The organism is Hydrogenophaga sp. SL48 (assembly GCF_021729865.1).
In the GTDB taxonomy this organism is placed as follows: domain Bacteria; phylum Pseudomonadota; class Gammaproteobacteria; order Burkholderiales; family Burkholderiaceae_C; genus Hydrogenophaga.
The window spans coordinates 3,759,857-3,779,555 of the sequence record NZ_CP063400.1 but is presented as its reverse complement, the minus strand read 5'-3'; the positions used below and the strand labels follow the sequence as shown (position 1 = coordinate 3,779,555).

17 protein-coding genes are annotated in these 19,699 nt (G+C 67.9%); 10 read left to right on the top strand and 7 right to left on the bottom strand.

Features of this window, described 5'->3' with window-relative positions; genetic code table 11:
- The first annotated feature begins 5 nt into the window (after positions 1-5).
- The 10 genes from murD to IM738_RS17845 all read left to right on the top strand — a co-directional run bounded on the left by murD (position 6) and on the right by IM738_RS17845 (position 11,349).
- Complete coding sequence (gene murD, locus IM738_RS17890) at positions 6-1,802, top strand: UDP-N-acetylmuramoyl-L-alanine--D-glutamate ligase (RefSeq protein ID WP_236962402.1); 1,797 nt, start codon at positions 6-8, stop codon at positions 1,800-1,802.
- Positions 1,802-3,091, top strand: coding sequence for a putative lipid II flippase FtsW (ftsW, locus tag IM738_RS17885; RefSeq protein WP_236966352.1), 1,290 nt, complete (start codon positions 1,802-1,804; stop codon positions 3,089-3,091). The genes murD and ftsW overlap by 1 nt, the downstream gene beginning before the upstream one ends.
- The gene (gene murG, locus IM738_RS17880) at positions 3,088-4,167 is read left to right on the top strand and encodes an undecaprenyldiphospho-muramoylpentapeptide beta-N-acetylglucosaminyltransferase (RefSeq protein WP_236962401.1); all 1,080 of its coding nucleotides are present in this window, start codon (positions 3,088-3,090) and stop codon (positions 4,165-4,167) included. The genes ftsW and murG overlap by 4 nt, the downstream gene beginning before the upstream one ends.
- Positions 4,164-5,573 (top strand): UDP-N-acetylmuramate--L-alanine ligase, encoded by a 1,410-nt coding sequence (gene murC, locus IM738_RS17875; protein ID WP_236962400.1) that lies wholly within the window; start codon positions 4,164-4,166, stop codon positions 5,571-5,573. Before murG ends, murC begins: the two co-directional genes overlap by 4 nt.
- Complete coding sequence (locus tag IM738_RS17870) at positions 5,570-6,532, top strand: D-alanine--D-alanine ligase (RefSeq protein ID WP_236962399.1); 963 nt, start codon at positions 5,570-5,572, stop codon at positions 6,530-6,532. Before murC ends, IM738_RS17870 begins: the two co-directional genes overlap by 4 nt.
- 10 nt (positions 6,533-6,542) lie before the next feature.
- Complete coding sequence (locus tag IM738_RS17865; RefSeq protein ID WP_236962398.1) at positions 6,543-7,337, top strand: cell division protein FtsQ/DivIB; 795 nt, start codon at positions 6,543-6,545, stop codon at positions 7,335-7,337.
- 13 nt (positions 7,338-7,350) lie between these two features.
- The gene (gene ftsA, locus IM738_RS17860; RefSeq protein WP_236962397.1) at positions 7,351-8,580 is read left to right on the top strand and encodes a cell division protein FtsA; all 1,230 of its coding nucleotides are present in this window, start codon (positions 7,351-7,353) and stop codon (positions 8,578-8,580) included.
- A 257-nt stretch (positions 8,581-8,837) separates the two neighbouring features.
- Positions 8,838-10,046, top strand: a complete 1,209-nt coding sequence (gene ftsZ, locus IM738_RS17855) for a cell division protein FtsZ (RefSeq protein WP_236962396.1) — start codon at positions 8,838-8,840, stop codon at positions 10,044-10,046.
- A gap of 178 nt (positions 10,047-10,224) precedes the next feature.
- Positions 10,225-11,148, top strand: a complete 924-nt coding sequence (lpxC, locus tag IM738_RS17850) for a UDP-3-O-acyl-N-acetylglucosamine deacetylase (RefSeq protein WP_236962395.1) — start codon at positions 10,225-10,227, stop codon at positions 11,146-11,148.
- A gap of 24 nt (positions 11,149-11,172) precedes the next feature.
- A complete protein-coding gene (locus IM738_RS17845; RefSeq protein ID WP_171984645.1) occupies positions 11,173-11,349 on the top strand; it encodes a hypothetical protein in 177 nt (58 codons plus the stop codon).
- A gap of 52 nt (positions 11,350-11,401) precedes the next feature.
- On the opposite strand, the gene IM738_RS17840 is transcribed toward IM738_RS17845, so the two are convergent.
- The 7 genes from IM738_RS17840 to IM738_RS17810 all read right to left on the bottom strand — a co-directional run bounded on the left by IM738_RS17840 (position 11,402) and on the right by IM738_RS17810 (position 19,699).
- Complete coding sequence (locus IM738_RS17840) at positions 11,402-13,651, bottom strand: sensor histidine kinase (protein ID WP_236962394.1); 2,250 nt, start codon at positions 13,649-13,651, stop codon at positions 11,402-11,404.
- A gap of 2 nt (positions 13,652-13,653) precedes the next feature.
- Positions 13,654-14,202: a crossover junction endodeoxyribonuclease RuvC gene (gene ruvC / locus IM738_RS17835; RefSeq protein ID WP_236962393.1), complete on the bottom strand. Its 549-nt coding sequence runs from the start codon at positions 14,200-14,202 to the stop codon at positions 13,654-13,656.
- 8 nt (positions 14,203-14,210) lie between these two features.
- Complete coding sequence (locus IM738_RS17830; protein WP_236962392.1) at positions 14,211-15,197, bottom strand: phosphatidate cytidylyltransferase; 987 nt, start codon at positions 15,195-15,197, stop codon at positions 14,211-14,213.
- A gap of 31 nt (positions 15,198-15,228) precedes the next feature.
- On the bottom strand, positions 15,229-15,846 hold the full coding sequence (locus IM738_RS17825; RefSeq protein ID WP_236962391.1) for a lysophospholipid acyltransferase family protein: 618 nt from the start codon (positions 15,844-15,846) through the stop codon (positions 15,229-15,231).
- Positions 15,847-15,967: 121 nt separating this feature from the next.
- On the bottom strand, positions 15,968-16,759 hold the full coding sequence (locus IM738_RS17820; RefSeq protein ID WP_236962390.1) for a transglycosylase domain-containing protein: 792 nt from the start codon (positions 16,757-16,759) through the stop codon (positions 15,968-15,970).
- Positions 16,756-17,622, bottom strand: coding sequence for an energy transducer TonB (locus tag IM738_RS17815; RefSeq protein ID WP_236962389.1), 867 nt, complete (start codon positions 17,620-17,622; stop codon positions 16,756-16,758). Before IM738_RS17815 ends, IM738_RS17820 begins: the two co-directional genes overlap by 4 nt.
- Positions 17,623-17,644: 22 nt before the next feature.
- Entirely contained in the window at positions 17,645-19,699 is a 2,055-nt protein-coding gene (locus tag IM738_RS17810; protein WP_236962388.1) for a ribonuclease catalytic domain-containing protein, read from the bottom strand.

Below are 19,699 nucleotides of genomic sequence, written 5' to 3'. Positions count from 1 at the left end.
CCACGATGAACGCCCTTCAAGACCAACACGTTCTCATCCTCGGCCTGGGCATCTCCGGGCTGTCGATGGCGCGCTGGTGTGTGCGCCACGGCGCAGTGGTGACCGTGGCCGACACCCGCGAGGCCCCGCCCTCGCTGGCCGCCCTGCGCGCCGAGTGCCCGCACGCGGTGTTCGTGGCGGGGCCGTTCGATGACAGCCTGCTGGCGCGCCAGCCCTGGAATCTGATCGCGCGCAGCCCGGGCCTGCCGCCCGAGCAGCTGGCACCGGCCCGCGCCTGGGCGCAGCAACAGGGTGCGGCCTTCGTGGGCGAACTCGACCTGTTCGCGCAGGCCCTGCACGACCTGTCGCTGCGCGAGCACCTGCCTTACAAGCCGAAGGTGCTGGCCATCACCGGCACCAACGGCAAGACCACGGTGACTTCACTCACCGGTCTGCTGCTGGAGCGCTGTGGCTGGAAGGTGGCCGTGGCCGGCAACATCGGCCCTGCCTTGCTGGACGTGCTGGGCGCGGCGCTGGACACCGAAGCCCGGGCCGAGGCCGACGCCGCGGCGCAGGCCGAGATCGACGCAGCGCAGGCACCGGTCGCCGCACCGGTGGAGCCTGAGCCCGTCGTGGATGAGGTGGATGTGCCGGTCGCCGATGCGCAGGGCGAGTTGCTGCCGGCCGACGAAGACGAGCCCTTGCCCGCGCCCGACGACGACGGTGAGGCCCCGGTGTTGCGGGTGCCGCCACCCATCGAGTCTCCGCCGCCGCCGCACCTGCCTGCGGCCTGGGTGCTCGAACTCTCCAGCTTCCAGCTCGACGGCACCGCCGGTGGTGCCTGGGACGGCGTGCCGACGGCGGCCACCGTGCTCAACATCACCGAAGACCACCTCGACTGGCACGGTTCCATGGCCGCCTATGGGGAGGCCAAGGCCGCCGTGTTCGGTGCGAAAGCGCTGATGCTGCTCAACCGCGACGACCCGTCGGTGATGGCGATGAAGCCCGCCAACGTGACGGTCAAGATCGGTGGCCGCAACCGCCAGCAGCCTGCGAGGCCCTGGGCCACGTTCGGGCTGGATGCGCCGCAGCGCCCGGGTGACTGGGGCATCGAATCCATGAACGGCATGGACTGGTTGGTGCGCGCGCTCGCGCTGGACGAAACCCGCAAGCGGGGCCGCGCCAGCGATGAAGAGGAAGAGATCTACTTCCAGCGCCTGATGCCCGTCGATGCCCTGCGCATCCGCGGGCGGCACAACGCCGCCAACGCGCTCGCCGCCCTGGCGCTGGCGAGTTCCACCGGGGCCTTGCTGGCGCCCATGTTGCACGGCTTGCGCGAATACCGGGGCGAACCGCACCGGGTCGAGCCGATCGGCATCCTCAACGAGGTCGAGTACTTCGACGACAGCAAGGGCACCAACGTGGGTGCCACGCTCGCGGCCATCCGTGGGCTCGGTGCCGACCGCCGCCTGGTCGTGATCCTGGGGGGCGACGGCAAGGGGCAGGACTTTGCCCCGCTGGCCGAGCCCCTGGCGCGCCACGCGCGCGCGGCGGTGCTGATCGGCCGGGATGCCGCGCGCATCCGTGAACAGGTGCAGGCCGCCGCCGAGTCGGCCGGTGTGCCGCTGCTGGACGCCGCGAGCCTGCCCGAGGCGGTGGGCCTGTGCGCGGCCCAGGCGCTCAGCGGTGACGCGGTCCTGCTCTCGCCCGCCTGCGCCAGCATGGACATGTTCCGCGACTACAAACACCGCGCCGACGTGTTCGTCGATGCGGTGCGTGCGCTGGCCGACGAGCAGGGCGTGAGCCTGGAGGGCGCGTCATGATGGCCGCACTGAACCAGGGTTTCGGCAAGCTGCGCGCCAGCCTCGGCGCCCTGCTGCCCCGCGTGGTGGGTCTGGGCAACGCGGCCGGCGCCGATGGGTTGCCTGTGCGGCTGTCCAACCGCACCTACGCCGGCACCCGGCAGGGCCAGGTGCGTGAGCTGGGCTTTGACCAGCCCTTGTTGTGGGTGGTCATGGCCCTGATGGCCTGGGGCCTGGTGATGGTGTATTCCGCCTCGATCGCCCTGCCCGACAACCCGCGTTTCGCCAATTACGCGCCCACCCACTTCGCGGTGCGCCATGGCCTGTTCATCCTGATCGGCCTGATCGGCTCGCTGATCGTGTTCCAGGTGCCGATGCAGACCTGGGAGCGGTTCGCACCCTGGCTGTTTGCGTTCGCCCTGTTGCTGTTGGTGCTGGTGCTGGTTCCCTTCATCGGCAAAGGGGTCAACGGCGCGCGGCGCTGGTTCTCGCTGGGCATCATCAGCTTCCAGCCGTCGGAGCTGGCCAAGCTCACCGTCCTGTTGTATGCCGCCGACTACATGGTGCGCAAGATGGACGTGAAGGAACGCTTCTTCCGTGCCGTGGCACCGATGGCGGTGGCCCTGGCGGTGGTCGGCATGCTGCTGCTGGCCGAGCCGGACATGGGGGCCTTCATGGTGATCGTCGTGATCGCCATGGGCATCCTGTTCCTGGGTGGCGTGAACGCGCGCATGTTCTTCCTGATCGCGCTGGTTGTGGTGGGGGCGTTTGCCCTGATGGTCATGATGAGCGAGTGGCGGCGCGAGCGCATCTTTGCCTACCTCGACCCCTGGAGCGAGCAGTACGCCCTGGGCAAGGGCTACCAGCTCTCGCACTCGCTGATCGCGTTCGGGCGCGGCGAGATTTTTGGCGTGGGGCTGGGTGGCAGCGTGGAAAAACTGCACTGGCTGCCCGAAGCCCACACCGACTTCCTGCTCGCGGTCATAGGCGAGGAGTTCGGCCTGATCGGCGTGCTGGTCGTGATCGGGGTCTTCATGTGGATGATCCGCCGCATCATGCACATCGGCCGCCAGGCTATCGCGCTCGATCAGGTGTTTGCGGGGCTCGTCGCACAGGGCGTCGGCCTGTGGATCGGCTTCCAGGCCTTCATCAACATCGGCGTGAACCTCGGCGCCCTGCCCACCAAGGGCCTGACCCTGCCGTTGATGAGCTACGGCGGCTCGGCCATCCTGCTTGAACTGGTCGCGCTGGCCATCGTGCTGCGGGTGGATTACGAGAACAGACAGTTGATGAAGGGGGGCAGGTCATGACGCGTCAACCCTGCGCCCTCATCATGGCCGGCGGCACCGGCGGCCACATCTTCCCCGGTCTGGCCGTGGCCGAAGCCCTGCGCGACAAGGGTTGGCGCGTGCACTGGCTGGGCTCGCCCGGCAGCATGGAAAGCCGCCTGGTGCCCCCGCGCGGTTTTGCGCTGGAGCTGATCGATTTCGGTGGCGTGCGTGGCAAGGGGCTCAAGACCCTGGTCCTGCTGCCGCTGCGCCTGCTCCGTGCCTTCTGGCAGGCCCTGGGCGTGGTGGGCCGCGTGAAGCCCGACGTGCTGGTCGGGCTCGGTGGCTACATCACCTTCCCCGGCGGCATGATGGGCGTGCTGCGCGGCAAGCCGCTGGTGCTGCACGAGCAGAACTCGGTCGCCGGCATGGCCAACAAGGTGCTGGCCGGCATCGCCGACCGGGTGTTCACCGCGTTCCCCGACGTGTTCCACAAAGCCGAGTGGGTGGGCAACCCGTTGCGCGCCGAGTTTCTGCGGCAGGCCGCGCCCGCCGAACGCTTCGCCGGTCGCAGCGGCCCGCTGCGCCTGCTGGTGGTCGGCGGCAGCCTGGGCGCCAAGGCGCTCAACGACACGGTGCCGCAGGCGCTGGCGCTGATCCCCGCAGCACAGCGCCCGCAGGTGGTCCACCAGAGCGGGGAGAAACAGATCGACGCCCTGCGCGCCAACTACGAGGCCGCGGGCGTCCAGGCCGAGCTGACCCCTTTCATCCAGGACACGGCCAGCGCCTTCGCCGAGGCCGACCTCATCGTCTGCCGCGCCGGCGCCAGCACGGTGACGGAGATCGCGGCGGTGGGCGCGGCGGCCCTGTTCGTTCCCTTCCCTCACGCCGTGGACGACCACCAGACCACCAACGCCCGCTTCCTGGTCGAGGCCGGTGGGGCCTGGCTGGTGCCGCAGGCCGCGTTCACCCCTGCCTCGCTCGCGCAGACCCTGCAGGGCCTGGACCGCCAGCAACTCCTGGCCATGGCCACCCAGGCCCAACAGGTGCAGAAGACCGGTGCCGTGGCGGCGGTGGTGGCCGCGTGCGAGCAACTCGCGAAAGTCAAAACAGCATGAAACACGCCATTCGACACATTCACTTCGTCGGCATCGGTGGCTCGGGCATGAGCGGCATCGCCGAGGTGTTGCTGAACCAGGGGTTCCGCATCACCGGCAGCGACCTCGGCGAGAACGCCGCGACGCGCCGCCTGGAATCCATGGGCGCACAGGTGCACGTCGGCCACGACGCGGCCTACATCGAGGGCGCCGACGCCATCGTCACCTCCACCGCGGTGAAGGAAGACAACCCCGAGGTGGTGGCCGCGCACGCGAAGCTGGTGCCGGTGGTGCCGCGCGCGGTGATGCTGGCCGAGCTGATGCGCATGAAAAAGGGCGTGGCCATCGCGGGCACGCACGGCAAGACCACGACCACCAGTCTGGTGGCCAGCGTGCTCGCCGCCGCCGGGCTCGACCCGACCTTCGTGATCGGTGGGCGCCTCAACAGCGCGGGCGCCAATGCCCAGCTGGGCTCGGGCGAGTACATCGTGGTCGAGGCCGACGAGTCGGACGCCTCGTTCCTGAACCTGTTGCCGGTGCTCTCGGTCGTGACCAACATCGACGCCGACCACATGGACACCTACGGCCATGACTTCGGCCGGCTCAAGGGCGCGTTCATCGAGTTCCTGCACCGCATGCCGTTCTACGGCGCGGCGGTGGTGTGCGTGGACGACCCGGCGATCCGCGAAATCCTACCGCAGATCGCCCGCCCGATCATCGGCTACGGCTTTGCCGAAGACGCCCAGCTCCGGGCGGTGGACGTGCGGGCCGTGGACGGTCAGATGCACTTCACCGTGCTGCGCAACGACGGCGACGGGCGGCCGCCCATGGCGGTGGTGCTCAACCTACCCGGCCTGCACAACGTGCTGAACGCGCTCGCGGCGATCGGCATCGCCGACGAACTCGGCGTGCCCGACGCGGCGGTGCAGCAGGCGCTGGCCGAGTTCAAGGGCGTGGGGCGTCGCTTCCAGCTGTATGGCGAAGCGGCGCTGCCCTCGGGCGGCCAGGCGACCATCGTGGACGACTACGGTCACCACCCGGTGGAGATGGCGGCCACGCTGGCGGCCGCGCGCGGGGCTTTTCCGGGCCGCCGCCTGGTGCTGGCCTTCCAGCCACACCGCTACAGCCGCACCCGCGACTGCTTCGAGGATTTTGTGAAGGTCATCGGACACGCCGACGCCGTGTTGCTGGCCGAGGTGTACCCCGCCGGCGAGGCCCCCATCGTGGCCGCCGACGGCCGCTCGCTGGCGCGCGCGCTGCGGGTGGCGGGCAAGCTGGAGCCGGTGTTCGTGGACGACATCGCGGACATGGCGCAGGCGGTGATGGACAACGCACGCGATGGCGATGTGGTGCTGTGCATGGGTGCCGGCACCATCGGTGCGGTGTCGGGACAGGTGATCGAAATGGCACAGGGAGGCCGCCAATGAGCGCAACGGTGGATGCAAACAGCATGGGCAAGGTGGCGGTGTTGCTGGGCGGGCGTTCCGCTGAGCGCGAGGTCTCGCTGATGTCGGGCAGCGGCGTGCTGGCGGCGTTGAAAAGCAAGGGGGTGGACGCCCACGCGTTCGACCCGGCCGAGCGCGATCTGTCCGAGCTCAAGCGCGAGGGCTTCGACCGCTGCTTCATCGCGCTGCACGGCCGTTTCGGCGAAGACGGCACGGTGCAGGGCGCGATGGAACTGATGGGCATTCCCTACACCGGCCCCGGCGTCATGGCCTCGGCCGTGGCCATGGACAAGCTCATGACCAAGCGCATCTGGATCGCCGAAGGCCTGAGCACCCCGGCCTGGCGCCAGGTGAAGAGCGCCGCCGACACCCGCGCCGCGTTCGCCGCGCTGGGCTCGCCCATGATCGTCAAGCCCGTGCGCGAGGGCTCCACCATCGGGCTGACCAAGGTCACCACGCTGGAACAGTGCGACGCCGCCTACGCGCTCGCCTCGGGCCAGGACCCGATGGTGATGTGCGAGCAGTTCATCGCCGGCGACGAGGTGACGATCCCCGTGCTCGGCACCGGCTCGGAAGCCCGCGCCCTGCCGGTGATCCGCATCGTGGCGCCCGACGGCAACTACGACTACCAGCACAAGTACTTCACCGACGACACGAAATACCTCGTGCCCTGCGGCCTGCCCGAGGGCGAGGAGGCCGCCATCCAGGCGCTGGTGCTGCAGGCCTTCCTCACGCTGGACTGCCGCGGCTGGGCGCGCGCCGACGTGATGATTGACGCGAAGACCCGCAAGCCCTACCTGCTGGAGATCAACACCTCGCCCGGCATGACCGGCCATTCGCTGGTGCCCATGTCGGCGCGCGCGGCCGGCCTGTCGTACGAAGACCTGTGCTTCACGCTGCTCGCCAGCGCCTCGCTGGACAACCCGGCCCGACCCGGCTGAGACCCACCCCATGGACCGCGCCGATCTGCCCCTTGACATCAAGCTCATGACCCTGGCCACCCGTGGCCTGGTGATGGTGTTTGCCGTCCTGTGCCTGGGGGTGGTCGGCACCTGGATCGCCCGCCATCCGGTCTGGAACCTGCGCGCCATCACCGTGCAGGGCGAGGTGTCTCACCAGAACGCGGTGGGGCTGCGCGCCCAGCTCGCCGCCCAGATGCGCAAGCAGCTGAGCGCCAGCTTCCTCACCGTCGACCTGCAGCTGGTGCGGGCCCTGTTCCAGACCGTGCCCTGGGTGCGCGAGGCGCGGGTGCAGCGCGAGTTTCCGAACCGCCTGCGGGTCACGCTGGAAGAGCACCAGGCGGTGGCGTGGTGGGGCCAGGCCGGGTCGGGCCAACTGGTCAGCCGCCTGGGCGAGGTGTTCGAGGCGAGCCCCGACGATGGCGACGGCCTGCCCGAGCTGGCCGGTCCGGTGGAGCAGGCGCCACAGGTGTGGGCGCTGTACCAGACGCTGTCGGCCGAACTGGGCCGGCTGGAGATGGGCCTGGTGCGGCTGGAGCTCAACGAGCGCGGCAACTGGCGCGCCGAGCTCGACAACGGCGCCCGCATCGAGCTGGGCCGCGGCACGCCCGAAGACCTGCTGGAGCGCACCCGCCGCTTCACCGCCACCCTGGGCCAGCTGACCCAGCGCTACCCCGGTGCGCTGCAGACCGTGGACCTGCGTTACCCCAATGGCTACGCGCTGCGTGTGCAGGGCGTGACCACGGTGACCGAAGACGACCCCAAGAAACCAACACCAACCCGCTGAACAGAAAACGATCATGGCCAAGGAATACAAGGATTTGGTGGTGGGACTGGACATTGGCACCGCCAAGATCATGGTGGTGGTGGCCGAGGTCCAGACCACGGGCGAGCTCAAGCTCGCCGGTCTGGGTGTGTCCGCCAGCCACGGCCTCAAGCGCGGCGTGGTCGTCAACATCGACGCCACCGTGCAGAGCATCCAGCAGGCGCTGAAAGAGGCCGAGCTGATGGCCGACTGCCGCATCGCCCGCGTCTACACCGGCATCACCGGCAGCCACATCCGCGGCATCAACAGCAGCGGCATGGTGGCGATCAAGGACCGCGAGGTGACCCAGGCCGACGTGGCGCGCGTGATCGAGACCGCCAAGGCCATCAACATCTCCACCGACCAGCGCCTGCTGCTGGTCGAGCCGCAGGAGTTCGTGATCGACGGCCAGGAGGTGAAAGAGCCCATCGGCATGAGCGGCATCCGGCTCGAAGCCAAGGTGCACATCGTCACTGGCGCGCAGAGCGCGGCCGAAAACATCATCAAGTGCGTGCGCCGCTGCGGCCTGGAGGTGGACCAGCTCATGCTCAACCCGCTGGCCTCCAGCCAGGCGGTGCTGACCGACGACGAAAAGGAACTGGGCGTGGCGCTGGTGGACATCGGCGCGGGCACCACCGACGTGGCGATCTTCGCCGGCGGCGCGATCCGCCACACGGCGGTGATCCCGATCGCGGGCGACCTGATCACCAGCGACATCGCCATGGCGCTGCGCACGCCCACCAAGGACGCCGAAGACATCAAGGTCGAACACGGCTGCGCCAAGCAGTTGCTGGCCGACCCGGACCAGCAGGTGGAAGTGCCCGGCCTGGGCGACCGCGGCCCGCGCATGCTCAGCCGCCAGGCGCTGGCGGGCGTGATCGAGCCCCGGGTGGAAGAGATCTTTGCGCTGGTGCAGCAGGTGATCCGCGACTCGGGTTTCGAAGAGGTGCTGTCGTCGGGCATCGTGCTCACGGGCGGCAGCGCGGTCATGCCGGGCATGGTCGAGCTGGGCGAGGACATCTTCCTCAAGCCCGTTCGCCGGGGCATGCCGCACTACGCCTCGGCGCTGTCCGACATGGTGGCCCAGCCGCGCGCGGCGACGGTCATGGGCCTGCTGGAAGAGGCACGGATCGCCCGGGTGCGCGGGCACAAGGTGGCGCAGAAGGCGGGCTCCATGCAGAGCGCGCTGGACCGCATGAAAAACTGGTTTGTGGGGACATTCTGATGAATCGACTGATCACCCCTGCGCCGCGCCTGCAGCGCGTCACCCCCTCAAGGGGGCGGCACTGGTCGCCTGGCAAAGCCAGTTCGACGGTGCCCTGGTCGTTGCGCCCCCTCACCCGACCGAAATGTCGATCCCGATGCACCGATTGCACCGGACCGCCTGGCTGAGGCGCCTCACAGCACAACGAACCGAATCCGATTTTTGAATTGAAACAACGCCCGGCACCCAGCGGTCAAGGGCACACCCAGGAGAGCAACATGAGCATCGAAATGATTGAAGTCGAGGAATTCAACGCAGGCACGCAGATCAAGGTGATCGGCGTGGGTGGTGGTGGTGGCAACGCGGTGGACCACATGATTTCCCGCCACGTGCAGGGCGTGGAGTTCATCTGCGCCAACACCGATGCGCAGGCGCTCACCCGCAGCGCTGCCGGCCGCACCATCCAGCTCGGTGCGAGCGGCCTGGGCGCGGGCAGCAAGCCCGAGAAGGGCCGCGAGGCCGCCGAACTCGCGATCGACGAAATCCGCACCGCCATCGACGGCGCGCACATGCTCTTCATCACCGCCGGCATGGGCGGCGGCACCGGCACCGGCGCCGCCCCCGTGATCGCCCGCGTGGCCAAGGAAATGGGCATCCTGACCGTGGGCGTGGTCACCAAACCCTTCGACTTCGAAGGCGGCAAGCGCATGCAGAACGCCGATGCGGGCCTGGCCGAACTCGAAGCCAATGTGGACTCGCTGATCGTGGTGCTCAACGACAAGTTGCTTGAAGTGCTGGGCGACGACGTGACACAGGACGATGCCTTCGCCCATGCCAACGACGTGTTGAAAAACGCGGTGGGCGGCATTGCCGAGATCATCAACGAGTACGGCAACGTGAACGTCGACTTCGAAGACGTGCGCACCGTGATGGGCGAACCCGGCAAGGCCATGATGGGCACCGCCGTGGCCGCCGGCCCCGACCGCGCACGCATTGCCGCCGAGCAGGCCGTGGCCTGCCCGTTGCTGGAAGGCATCGACCTCTCGGGCGCCAAGGGTGTGCTGGTGCTGGTCACCGCCGCCAAGGGTTCGCTCAAGCTGTCGGAATCCAAGCTGGCCATGAACACGATCCGCGCCTACGCTTCGCCGGACGCGCACGTGATCTACGGCGCAGCCTACGACGACGAGCTGGGCGACGAGATGCGCGTCACCGTGGTCGCCACCGGCCTGAGCCGCCAGGGCGTCCGCCGCACCGCGCCCCCGCTGCAGGTGCTGCGCACCGGCACCGACAACACGCCGTTCAACGTGCCGACGATGAACACACCCGTGGGCACGTCAGGCGCCAGCCAGCCCGACTACCACTCCATGGCCGTGCCCAGCGTGTGGCGCACCAACCGCACCCAGGCGGCGGCCAAGGTGGACGCGCTGGCGTCGGGCGGCATGGACGACTTCGAGATCCCGGCTTTCCTGCGCAAGCAGGCAGATTGAGCAGGTGCCCCCCCCGCGCCGCCTGCGGCGTCACCCCCCAGTGGGCAACACCTGCGGCCCGGCGAAGCCGGTTCTGCGGTGTTCCCGAAGGGGCACTGCTGGCGAAGCGTTTGGGGGCAATCGCCGGGATAGTTTTTCTGGTCAGCGCGTTTTCGCCCGCGAAACTTAAAATCACCGGATGCTTGCTCAACGCACCCTGAAATCTCTCACCAAAGCCGTTGGCGTCGGTCTGCACAGCGGTCAGCGCGTGGAGCTGACGCTGCGGCCGGCCGCGCCCGACACCGGCATCGTGTTCCGCCGCGTCGATCTGCCCGAGCCGGTGGAGATTCCGGTGAACGCCGACGCCGTGTCCGACACGCGCATGGCATCGACCATCTCCAACGGTGGCGTGAAGGTGCAGACCATCGAGCACATCATGAGTGCCGCCGCCGGGCTGGGGCTGGACAACCTGTACGTGGACATCACGGCCGAAGAGGTTCCGATCCTGGATGGCTCCTCGGCCTCGTTCGTTTACCTGCTTCAGAGCGCCGGCATCGCCATGCAGAAGGCGCCCAAGCGCTTCATCCGGCTCAAACGGCCGGTGGAGGTGCGCGAGGGTGAGGGCCGCACGCTCAAATGGGCGCGGCTGGACCCGTTCCATGGCTACAAGCTGGCCTTCGAGATCGAGTTCGACCACCCGGCGGTGAATTCCAGCGGCCAGCGCGTGGAGTTCGACATGGGCAGCGGACGTTATGCGCGCGAGATCGCCCGGGCCCGCACCTTCGGTTTCACCCGCGATGTCGAGATGATGCGGTCCCACGGGCTGGCGCTCGGCGGGGGGCTGGACAACGCCATCGTGATGGACGATGTGAAGGTGCTCAACGCCGACGGCCTGCGGTACCAGGACGAGTTCGTCAAGCACAAGATCCTGGACGCCATCGGTGACCTCTACATCATCGGCAAGCCGCTGCTGGCCGCCTACAGCGCCTTCCGCAGCGGCCATGCGATGAACAACCTCCTGTTGCGCGCTTTGCTGGCGCTGCCCGAGGCTTACGAGGTGGTGAGCTTCGAACACGAGCGCGAGGCCCCCAGTGGTTTCGCGCAGCTGGCACCGGCCTGGTGAGCGCACCCACGCCGGTCACCCACCATGCTGCTGCTGCGCTTCGCGCTGGTCCTGCTGCTGATCGTCTCGGGCGTGTGCTTCGCGGCCTACGCCGTGACCCGAAACCCGCGCTACCTGCATTGGGGCTGGGTGGTTCTCAAGGTGGCGCTGTTTGCTGCGCTGGGGTTCTTCGGCATCCTCGTGCTTGAGCGCCTGCTCTGAAGCACTGAACGGCCCCAAGACCATCCGGCGGGGAACGCGCGCAGCTGATCGGTCAGGCGCGAGGCAGTTCGACGTGGAATTCGGTGCGCACACCTTCTTCGCTGTCGAAACCGATCTCGCCGCCGTGCTCCTTGACGATGGTGCGGCAGATGTTCAGGCCCAGTCCGGTGCCGCCCTTCTGCCGGCGATCCAAGCCGTCGGCCTGGGCGAAACGCTCGAACACCTGGTCCCGGAACTTGGCGGGCACGCCCGGCCCGCGGTCGATCACCCCCAGGCGCACCCGCTGGGCGTTGGCGCTCAACATCACCTGAACCAGCCCCCCAGGGGGTGAGAACTTCGCCGCGTTGGACAGCAGGTTGCTCACGACCTGCACGATGCGGTCGCCATCGGCCATCACCTCACCGTCGTCGATCACGTCGAACTGGAAGCGCACGCCGAAGCTGTCGGCAAAGGACTGCGTGTCCCGGATGGCGGTCTCGACCAGCGGCCGCAGGGGCTGGCGCTTCATGTCGTAGGTGAATTGCTGCGAGTCCATCTTCTCCACGTCGATCACGTCGTTGATCAGGCGGATCAGGCGTTCACAGTTCTGGAGGGAAATCTTCATGAGCTCCTGCACGTCGGCCGACAACTCCCCGACCCTCCCCGATCCGAGCATGCTCAGCGTGACGTAGATCGAGGTCAGCGGCGTGCGAAGTTCGTGCGAGACGGTGGAGATGAACTCGCTCTTGAGGCGCTGCATTTCCTTGCGCTCAGAGATGTTGTGCACGAAAGCGCTGAACAGCTGCACGCCACCGGTGTCGATCAGGCCGATCTTCATTTCCGCGGGGATCTCACGGCCCCGGCGGTCCCTCACGGTGCGCTCAAGCAGCTTGCCCTCGAAGGGCGCCTGCCCGGTGCTCAGGTAGTGCGCCAAGGCCTGGACGAAGGCGGTCTGGTGGCGCTCGGGGATGATGAGGTGGGCCAATGACTTGCCCAGCACGTCATCGCGCTTCCAGCCAAACAGCTGCTCGGCCTGTGTGTTCCATTCGGTGATGCGGCCATGGAAGTCCATGCCGATGAACGGGTCCTGCGCGGTCTCGATCACCATCTGCATGCGCTCTTCACTGGCGATGGACCGTTCCAGGGCGTCCTGCATCTCGGCAGTGCGCTCATGCACCCGGCGCTCCAGCGACACGTTGAGCTGGCGCACCTCGGACTCGTTGTCCTGCAGCTTCTTCACCAGCGAGTTGAAGGCCTTGCCCAGAATCGACACCTCGGCGTAGGCATTGGCCGACGGCGCCTTCACCGCATAGCCGGCTTCGATGCCGCGGGCGACATCGGTGAGGTCCAGCAAGGGGCGGGTGATCAGGCGGGCGACCCCCCAGCCCAGCAGCGAAAACAGCACGGCCGCCAGCAAGCCGCCGACCAGCACCCGCAGATGCAGCTGGTTGACCGGTGCGTAGGCCTCGCTGAGGTCCTGGCGGACCAGCACACGCCAGCCCAGACCGGGGTAGGCATTGACGCCGCGGTCGCCGCTGTACCCGACCAGGTAGTCCTTGCCGTCGGGCCAGGTTTCGCGCACGTAGCCGTTGTCTCCGCGTCCAGCGGCATCCAGGCTGGGCAGTCTGAGCATGCTGCCCTGCACATCGGGCGGTCCGAGCAACACCATGCCCGCCGATGAAACGATCAGCGGATCGACGGTGCGGCTGCGCCCGACGGAGACGAAGATCGCCTGTTTGATGTCGCGGGCCCATTGCCATGACAGGTGCACGCCCAGCACGCCCCTGAACTGGCCCTGTGCGCTGCGCAGGGGAAAAGCGATATCGACCAAGCGCAGCGGTTCGACATCCGCGCTGCCCAACAGCTGGCCCAGCAGCTGGGCCTCATGCACGTCGCCCATGGGCTTGTCCCGCAGGGCATTGCCAAACCACGGCCGCGCCGAGACATCGACGCCCTCCAGCATGTTGCGCGTCGCCACCAGCACCTTGCCGGCGGGATCGGTCACGCCGATCCAGGCGTAGGTGGGATAGCTCTGCTGCAAGCGGTCGATTTCGGTTCGAACCTCAACCAGGTCGGGTGCGTCGCCGAGCCGGAGGGCCATGAGTTGCACCTCTCGGTAGCGTTCGAACATGGCGTGGTCCAGGCGGCTGACGGTCTGGTTGGCGAGCTCCGCGAGGTTGGACCCGATGTTCGCGCGCACCTGCGTGCTGGCCGTGCGGTCGCTCAGCAGCGTCAGCAGCAGGGTGAGCAGCACCGACAGGAGGGTGAATGCCAGCGCGAGCCAGGCACTGAGGCTGAGGGTGCGGCGTGGCGCCAGCTTCATGTTCAGTAGCTCCGCCCGCCCTTGTAGGCCGCGTGCGTCCGCGCCTGCAGTGGCGACACCTTGTTGATCGCCGCCACCGAGCGCGCCACCTGCGCGTGGGTGATGCACAGACCCAGCGCGTCGGCCGCGTCCTTGCCCGGCAGGCCGGGCAGCTTCAGCAGCCGCTTCACCATCTCCTGCATCTGTGCCTTGTCGGCGCGTCCGTAACCAACCACCGCTTTTTTCAGCTGGAGTGCGGTGTACTCCGCCACCGTCAGGCCGTTGGCCACCAGCGCGGTCAAACAGCAGCCACGCGCCTGGCCCAGCAGCAAGGTGGCCTGGGGGTTGACGTTGACGAACACGATCTCGCAGGCCGAGACCTCGGGCTGGTAACGCTTCACCACCTCGCTGATGCCGTCGAACAGGATCTTCAGCCGCTCGGGCAGCAACGCGCCGTCCTTGGGGCTGGTCTGTACCGTGCCGCTGGCCACGTAGTGCAGGTCGGCGCCTTCGGCATCCACCACGCCAAAGCCGGTGCACTGCAGACCGGGGTCGATACCGAGGATGCGCATGGTGTGCCTCAGAGGTTGAAGTTCCAGCGCACCGAGTGGAAGAACACCGGGGCGGCAAAACACAGGGCGTCCACCCGGTCCAGCAGGCCGCTGGCGCCGGTGACCGAGCGGCCCGCCGAGCCCCAGTGGGTGATGCCACGGTCGCGCTTGATGGCTTTCATCACCAGGTGGCCGAACGAGCCGGCGGCGCAGGCGATCAAGGCCATGGCCAGCGCGGGCAGGGGCTTGAACGGGGTGAGGCCCGCCAGGGCCGCGCCGAGCAGGCCGCCCGCCAGCAGACCGGCGGCCCAGCTGCGCCACTGAAAACTCTGGCTGATGGCGGGCGCCACCGGCCGGTTCAGGCGCCACGCCACGACATGCTGCACCAGCATGCAGGTCTGCACCACCAGCACGAGGAAAAACACCAGGAAGGCGGTTTTGCCGGCAAACCGCGGGAAGTTGAGCAGCAGCAGGGCCGGCACATGGCTCATGCCGTAGACGCAGACCATGATGCCCCACTGCAGCTTGGCGTTGCGCTCCAGAAACCGCTGCGGGTCGTTCCCCAGCGCGCTCACCACCGGAATGGCCAGGAACACATAGACCGGGATGAACACGGTGAACAGGTTGAACTCGCGGTTCCAGACCAGGGCGTACTGCAGCGGCAGCACGATGAAGAAGGCCAGCACCAGGCTGCGGTGGTCGCCGCGCCGTGTGGGCGAGAGGCTGATGAACTCGCGCAGGATGAAGAACGACACGAAGCCGAACAGCACGATGGCCACGCCGTCTCCGGCCGCCCAGCCCACCCAGAACACCAGCGCCATGAGCCATGAATTCCGCAGCAGGGCCTGGTAGTCCTGCAGCCGCTGGTGGAGGTCGGGCACCGGATCGAGCTTCTTGCGCTCGCGCAACGAGAGCAGCAAGGCGACACCGCTGGCCAGCACCAGCAGGCCGAACAGGACCACGAACACCAGGCTGACCTGTTGGTCCGCGGTGAGGCTGCGCAGGAAGGAGGTCATGCCGCATTGGCCCGGAGGGGGTGCATGGGGTTCAGACGTCTCTCAGGGCCATCACGGCCTCGCGCGCGCGGCGCAGGAAATCGGCGCGGGCTTCGTCCGCTCCCAGCGCCACAGGTTCGCCGAAGGTGACCGAGCACAGCACCGGCACCGGAATCACTTCGCCCTTGGGCATCACGCGCTGCACATTGTGGATCCAGGCGGGCACCAGCACCACGCGGGGGAAACGGTGGGCCAGGTTGTACAGGCCGGATTTGAACGGCTGCGGATCTTCCTCGTGGCCGCGCGTGCCCTCCGGGAACAGGATCAGCGAATCGCCGCTGTCGAGCGCGTCGATCAGGGGTTGCAGCGGATCTTCATCGCCCTTGCGCTCCCGCTCCACATAGACCGCGTTGAAGACGGCGGTGGTGATCCAGCGCTTGAAGTTCGACGAGGTCCAGTAGTCCCTGGCCGCGATGGGGCGGGTGATGCTGCGCAACTCCTCGGGCAAGGCGGCCCACATCAGCACCAGGTCGGCATGGCTCTGGTGGTTGGCGAAATAGATGCGCTGCTCGGCCTTGGGCGGGCAACCGTACCAGCGGGCCTGCGCGCCCGTGAGCGCCCGAACCAGCCCCAGCAGGAACAAGCCCATGGCCTGTGCACGCCAGTTCATGGGGCTGTCCAGGCCACGAGCGCGATGCCCAAACCCAGGGACACCGCGGAACGGGCTTCGCCCGGCCGCAGGTGTCGTCCCCCCGGGGGGAAGCCGCGAAGCGGCGCAGGGGGGAGCCTGTTCACGGCGCCTGCACATCGCCCATGCGGGCGACGATGGTGCTGGTGCGTCGCGCCAGGTACGCCGAACCCGGGCGGGTTTCGAAGAATTTGGGGCTCGGCAACATCACCGCCAGGCGCGCGGCCTCATGCGGGCTGAGCTTGGCCGCGGGTTTCTTGAAGTAGCGCTGCGCGGCCGCCTCGGCGCCGAACACGCCTTCTCCCCACTCGACGCTGTTGAGGTAGATCTCCAGGATGCGCTCTTTGCTCAGCAGGGCTTCGAGCGTGAGCGTGAGCATCAGCTCCTGGCCCTTGCGCAGCAGGTTGCGCTCGCCCGACAGCAGCAGGTTCTTGGCGAGCTGCTGGGTGATGGTCGAGCCACCGAGGATCTTGGGCGGCTTGATGGCCTTGATCGCGGCCTCGACGGCCTCGGGCTTCTTCGCCAGCCGCTTCTCCAGCTGCTCGGTGCGCTTCTCGACCAGTTCCTGGCGCCGCTCGTTCTTGCTCCAGGCCGACTGGATGGCGTCCCAGTCCACGCCGCCGTGTTCGACGAATCCGGCGTCTTCCGACGCCATCACCGCGCGCTTGAGGTGGGGGCTGATCTCGGCGTAGTCCACCCATTGCGAGGACCAGCGCCACGACTTGTCGGCCTGGGTGATGCTCTGCCCCGCCACCCGCCAGGCCTCGGAGCGCATGAACGCCGTGCTCTGCGGATCAACCACCACCATCAGCGCGATGCGCAGCACGAAAAAAAGCTGCAAGGCCAGACCGGCCAGCAGCACCCACAACAACCAGCGGCCGAAAGATTTCGTCATTGACTCGACAATTGCGTTTGCAAGGTGGCGTCGCGCGTGAAGCGGAAGCGCGAGACCACCACGATCTGGTCGGCGCGCCGGCGCATGTTGTCGTTGAACCGCCCGAAGCCGAGGCTGCGCACGATCGATTGCGCACGGCGGTCAAGCGTGGTGTTGCCCGAGGTCTGGACGATCTCGGTGTCGATCACCGCGCCGGTGTGGTTCACCGTGATCACCATGGTCAGCTCGCCATAGAGCTTGCGGCCCGCCGCCTCGGGGAAATTGGTGGTGCCCCGGTCTTCGATCTTGCGGCGCAGCTCGTCGTAGTAGATGGCATAGACCTCTTCGCGCGTGGCCGGGCTGATGTAGCGCTTCTTGGGCCGCGCATTTTCTTCGTTGATGCGCTTCTCGATTTCGGCCAGGATCTTCACCAGTGCCTGGCGCTTTTTCTCCCGCTCGACCGCGTCCTGGCTCGGATGGATGGCCTGCAGGTCGGGCGGGGGCATGTTGGCCAGTTGCTGCCGCACCTGGGCCAGGATCTGGTCCTGCCGCTCCTTGAGCGCTTCGATCATGCGCTCGTCCTCTTCCGGCGTGTCCCCCAGCCTGGCCTGTGCCATGGGGGGCAGCGGCGAGGTGGCCCTGCCTTTTTCGGCATCGCCGCCACCGGCCAGCGAGGCCTGCGCGATGGCCCGTGCCTTCTCCGGCTTCTCATCGCTCTTGGCGTTGACGAGGATGACCTCCAGCGGCGTGTCCTGGAACACCCGGTTGAAACGTTCGGGGTCGACGAAACGCACCGTCAGCAAGGCGGCGTGCACGGCCACGGACACCCCGAGCGCGAGCTGCAGGGTGGTCAGTTGCCGGAGGAACTTCAGAACCGGATTCACGGCGGCGATTATCGGTGCTGTGTCAGGGCGCGGCCGTGTCAGTGGCCGGTGCATCGGCCTCGTTCACGTCGATGGCCAGCGCCAGCGGTGTCGCCAGCGTGTCGTCCTCGCCGTCTTCGGACTCGGCACCGTCGTCCACGTTGTCCACCGGCAGGTCCAGGCGCTCGATCACCGTGCCCGACACGTCCAGCGCCATTTCGTCCACGGCGCCCAGACGCACGCGCACGTGGGCACCGCGCGGCAGGCCCTCGGCGCCCATCACCGGCAGCACCAGCGGCAGCTGGTCGGCGCGCACCAGGTTGTCCTTGATCAGCGTGGCGGTCAGCTCGGTGATGCCCGCCTGCTGCAGGTGCTTGAGCGTCCAGAAACGCTCCATGCCGTTCTGAAAACCGTTGTACGCGGTGTAGGCCGCATCGAAGCCGCTGATCACGGCAAACAGGTTCGCGTCCTTGGGCTTGAATGGCGCGGCGAGCGCGGCGGTCTTGCCGTGGCGCGCGCAGGCAATGATCTGCCACTGGTTCACCATGTCCACGTAGCGGCGCAGGGGTGAGGTGCTCCAGGCGTAGCTCTTGACGCCGATGCCGGCGTGCGGCTGGGCCTTGGTGCCCATGCGCACCTTCACGCCGGGCGCGAGGCTGGCCTGGCTGCGGTAGATGCCGGGCACGCCGCACTCGGCGAGCCAGTTGCCCCAGGTGCTGTTGGCCAGGATCATGGCCTCGGCCACCATCAGGTCGAGCGGGGCGCCGCGCTGCCGCGTGCCGATCATCACCGTCTCGCTGCCGTCGGGCTCGGCGCCGCTCACGCCATCGAGCTTGAAGGTGTAGTCGGGCCGGTTGAAGGTTTCGGGTTTGCCTCGCACCACCTCGCGCTGCGCTTTCAGATGGCGGGCGAGGCGGAAGATGAAGGCCAGCGTGGGCTGCAGCGCGGCGACCTCTGGCGTGGCACCGTCTGCGGCGGCGCTGCCGGCCAGCCAGTCTTCGGTGATCACCGTGTCGAGCTGGTCGTGGCGCAGGTTGTGGGTGATCGGCACACGTTCCAGCAAGGTGCGGCTGTCCTTCTGCTCCAGCGTGGTCTCGTCGAACGTGACGTAGAGCGACACGGCGGGGCAATCGCGACCGGCCATCAGGGTGTAGGCTTGCACCACCTCGTCGGGCAGCATGGTGATCTTGTGGCCCGGCATGTAGACGGTGGACAGGCGCTGGCGCGCCACCTGGTCGATGGCGCTGTCCGGCAACACGGCCAGGCCGGGCGCGGCGATGTGGATGCCCAGCGTGACGGTGCCGCTGCCCAGTCCCTGCACGGAGAGCGCGTCGTCGATCTCGGTGGTGTGCGAGTCGTCGATGGAGAAGGCCTGCACGGTGGCCAGCGGCAGCTCGTCGGCGATCACCGGCGCCTGCAGCGCCGGGAAACCCGTGCCCTTGGGGAACTGGTCGAACAGGAAGCGCTGCCAGTGGAACTGGTAGGCGCTGGTGATGGCGCCGGCCTTTTGCAGCAAGGGCAGTGGCGCGGTGTGGCTGCTGCGCGCGGCCTCGACCACGGCCTTGTACTCGGGCGCGTTCTTGTCGGGTTTGAACAGGATCTTGTAGAGCTGCTGGCGCACGGGCGCCGGGCAGCTGCCGGCCACCAGCTCGGCGGCCCAGGCGTCGATCTGTGCCTGCACCTGTTTCTTCTTCTCGATCGCGGCCAGCGCCTGGGCCAGGATCTCGGCCGGCGCCTTCTTGTACCGGCCCTTGCCGGCGCGGCGGAAGTAGTGCGGCGCGCCCTGCAGGCAGATCAGGGTCGCGACCTGCTGCTCGGTGGTGGCGTTGGCGCTGAAGTACTCGCGGGCCAGGTCGGCGAAGCCGAACTCGTCTTCCGACGCAAATTCGTAGGCCAGCTCCAGCTCCATGGTTCCGGCCAGCGCGGTCGCGGCGGGCATGAGCTGGGCGGGCGCGGGCTTCTCGAAGCGCAACAGGGCGTTCGCGGCCTTGACCTTGAGGCGCTTGCCCGTGTCCAGCTCCACTTGCATGGAGCTTTCCGCCTCGGACATGAGGCGACCGGTCATCAATTTGCCGGCTTCATCAAACAGGATGTGCAT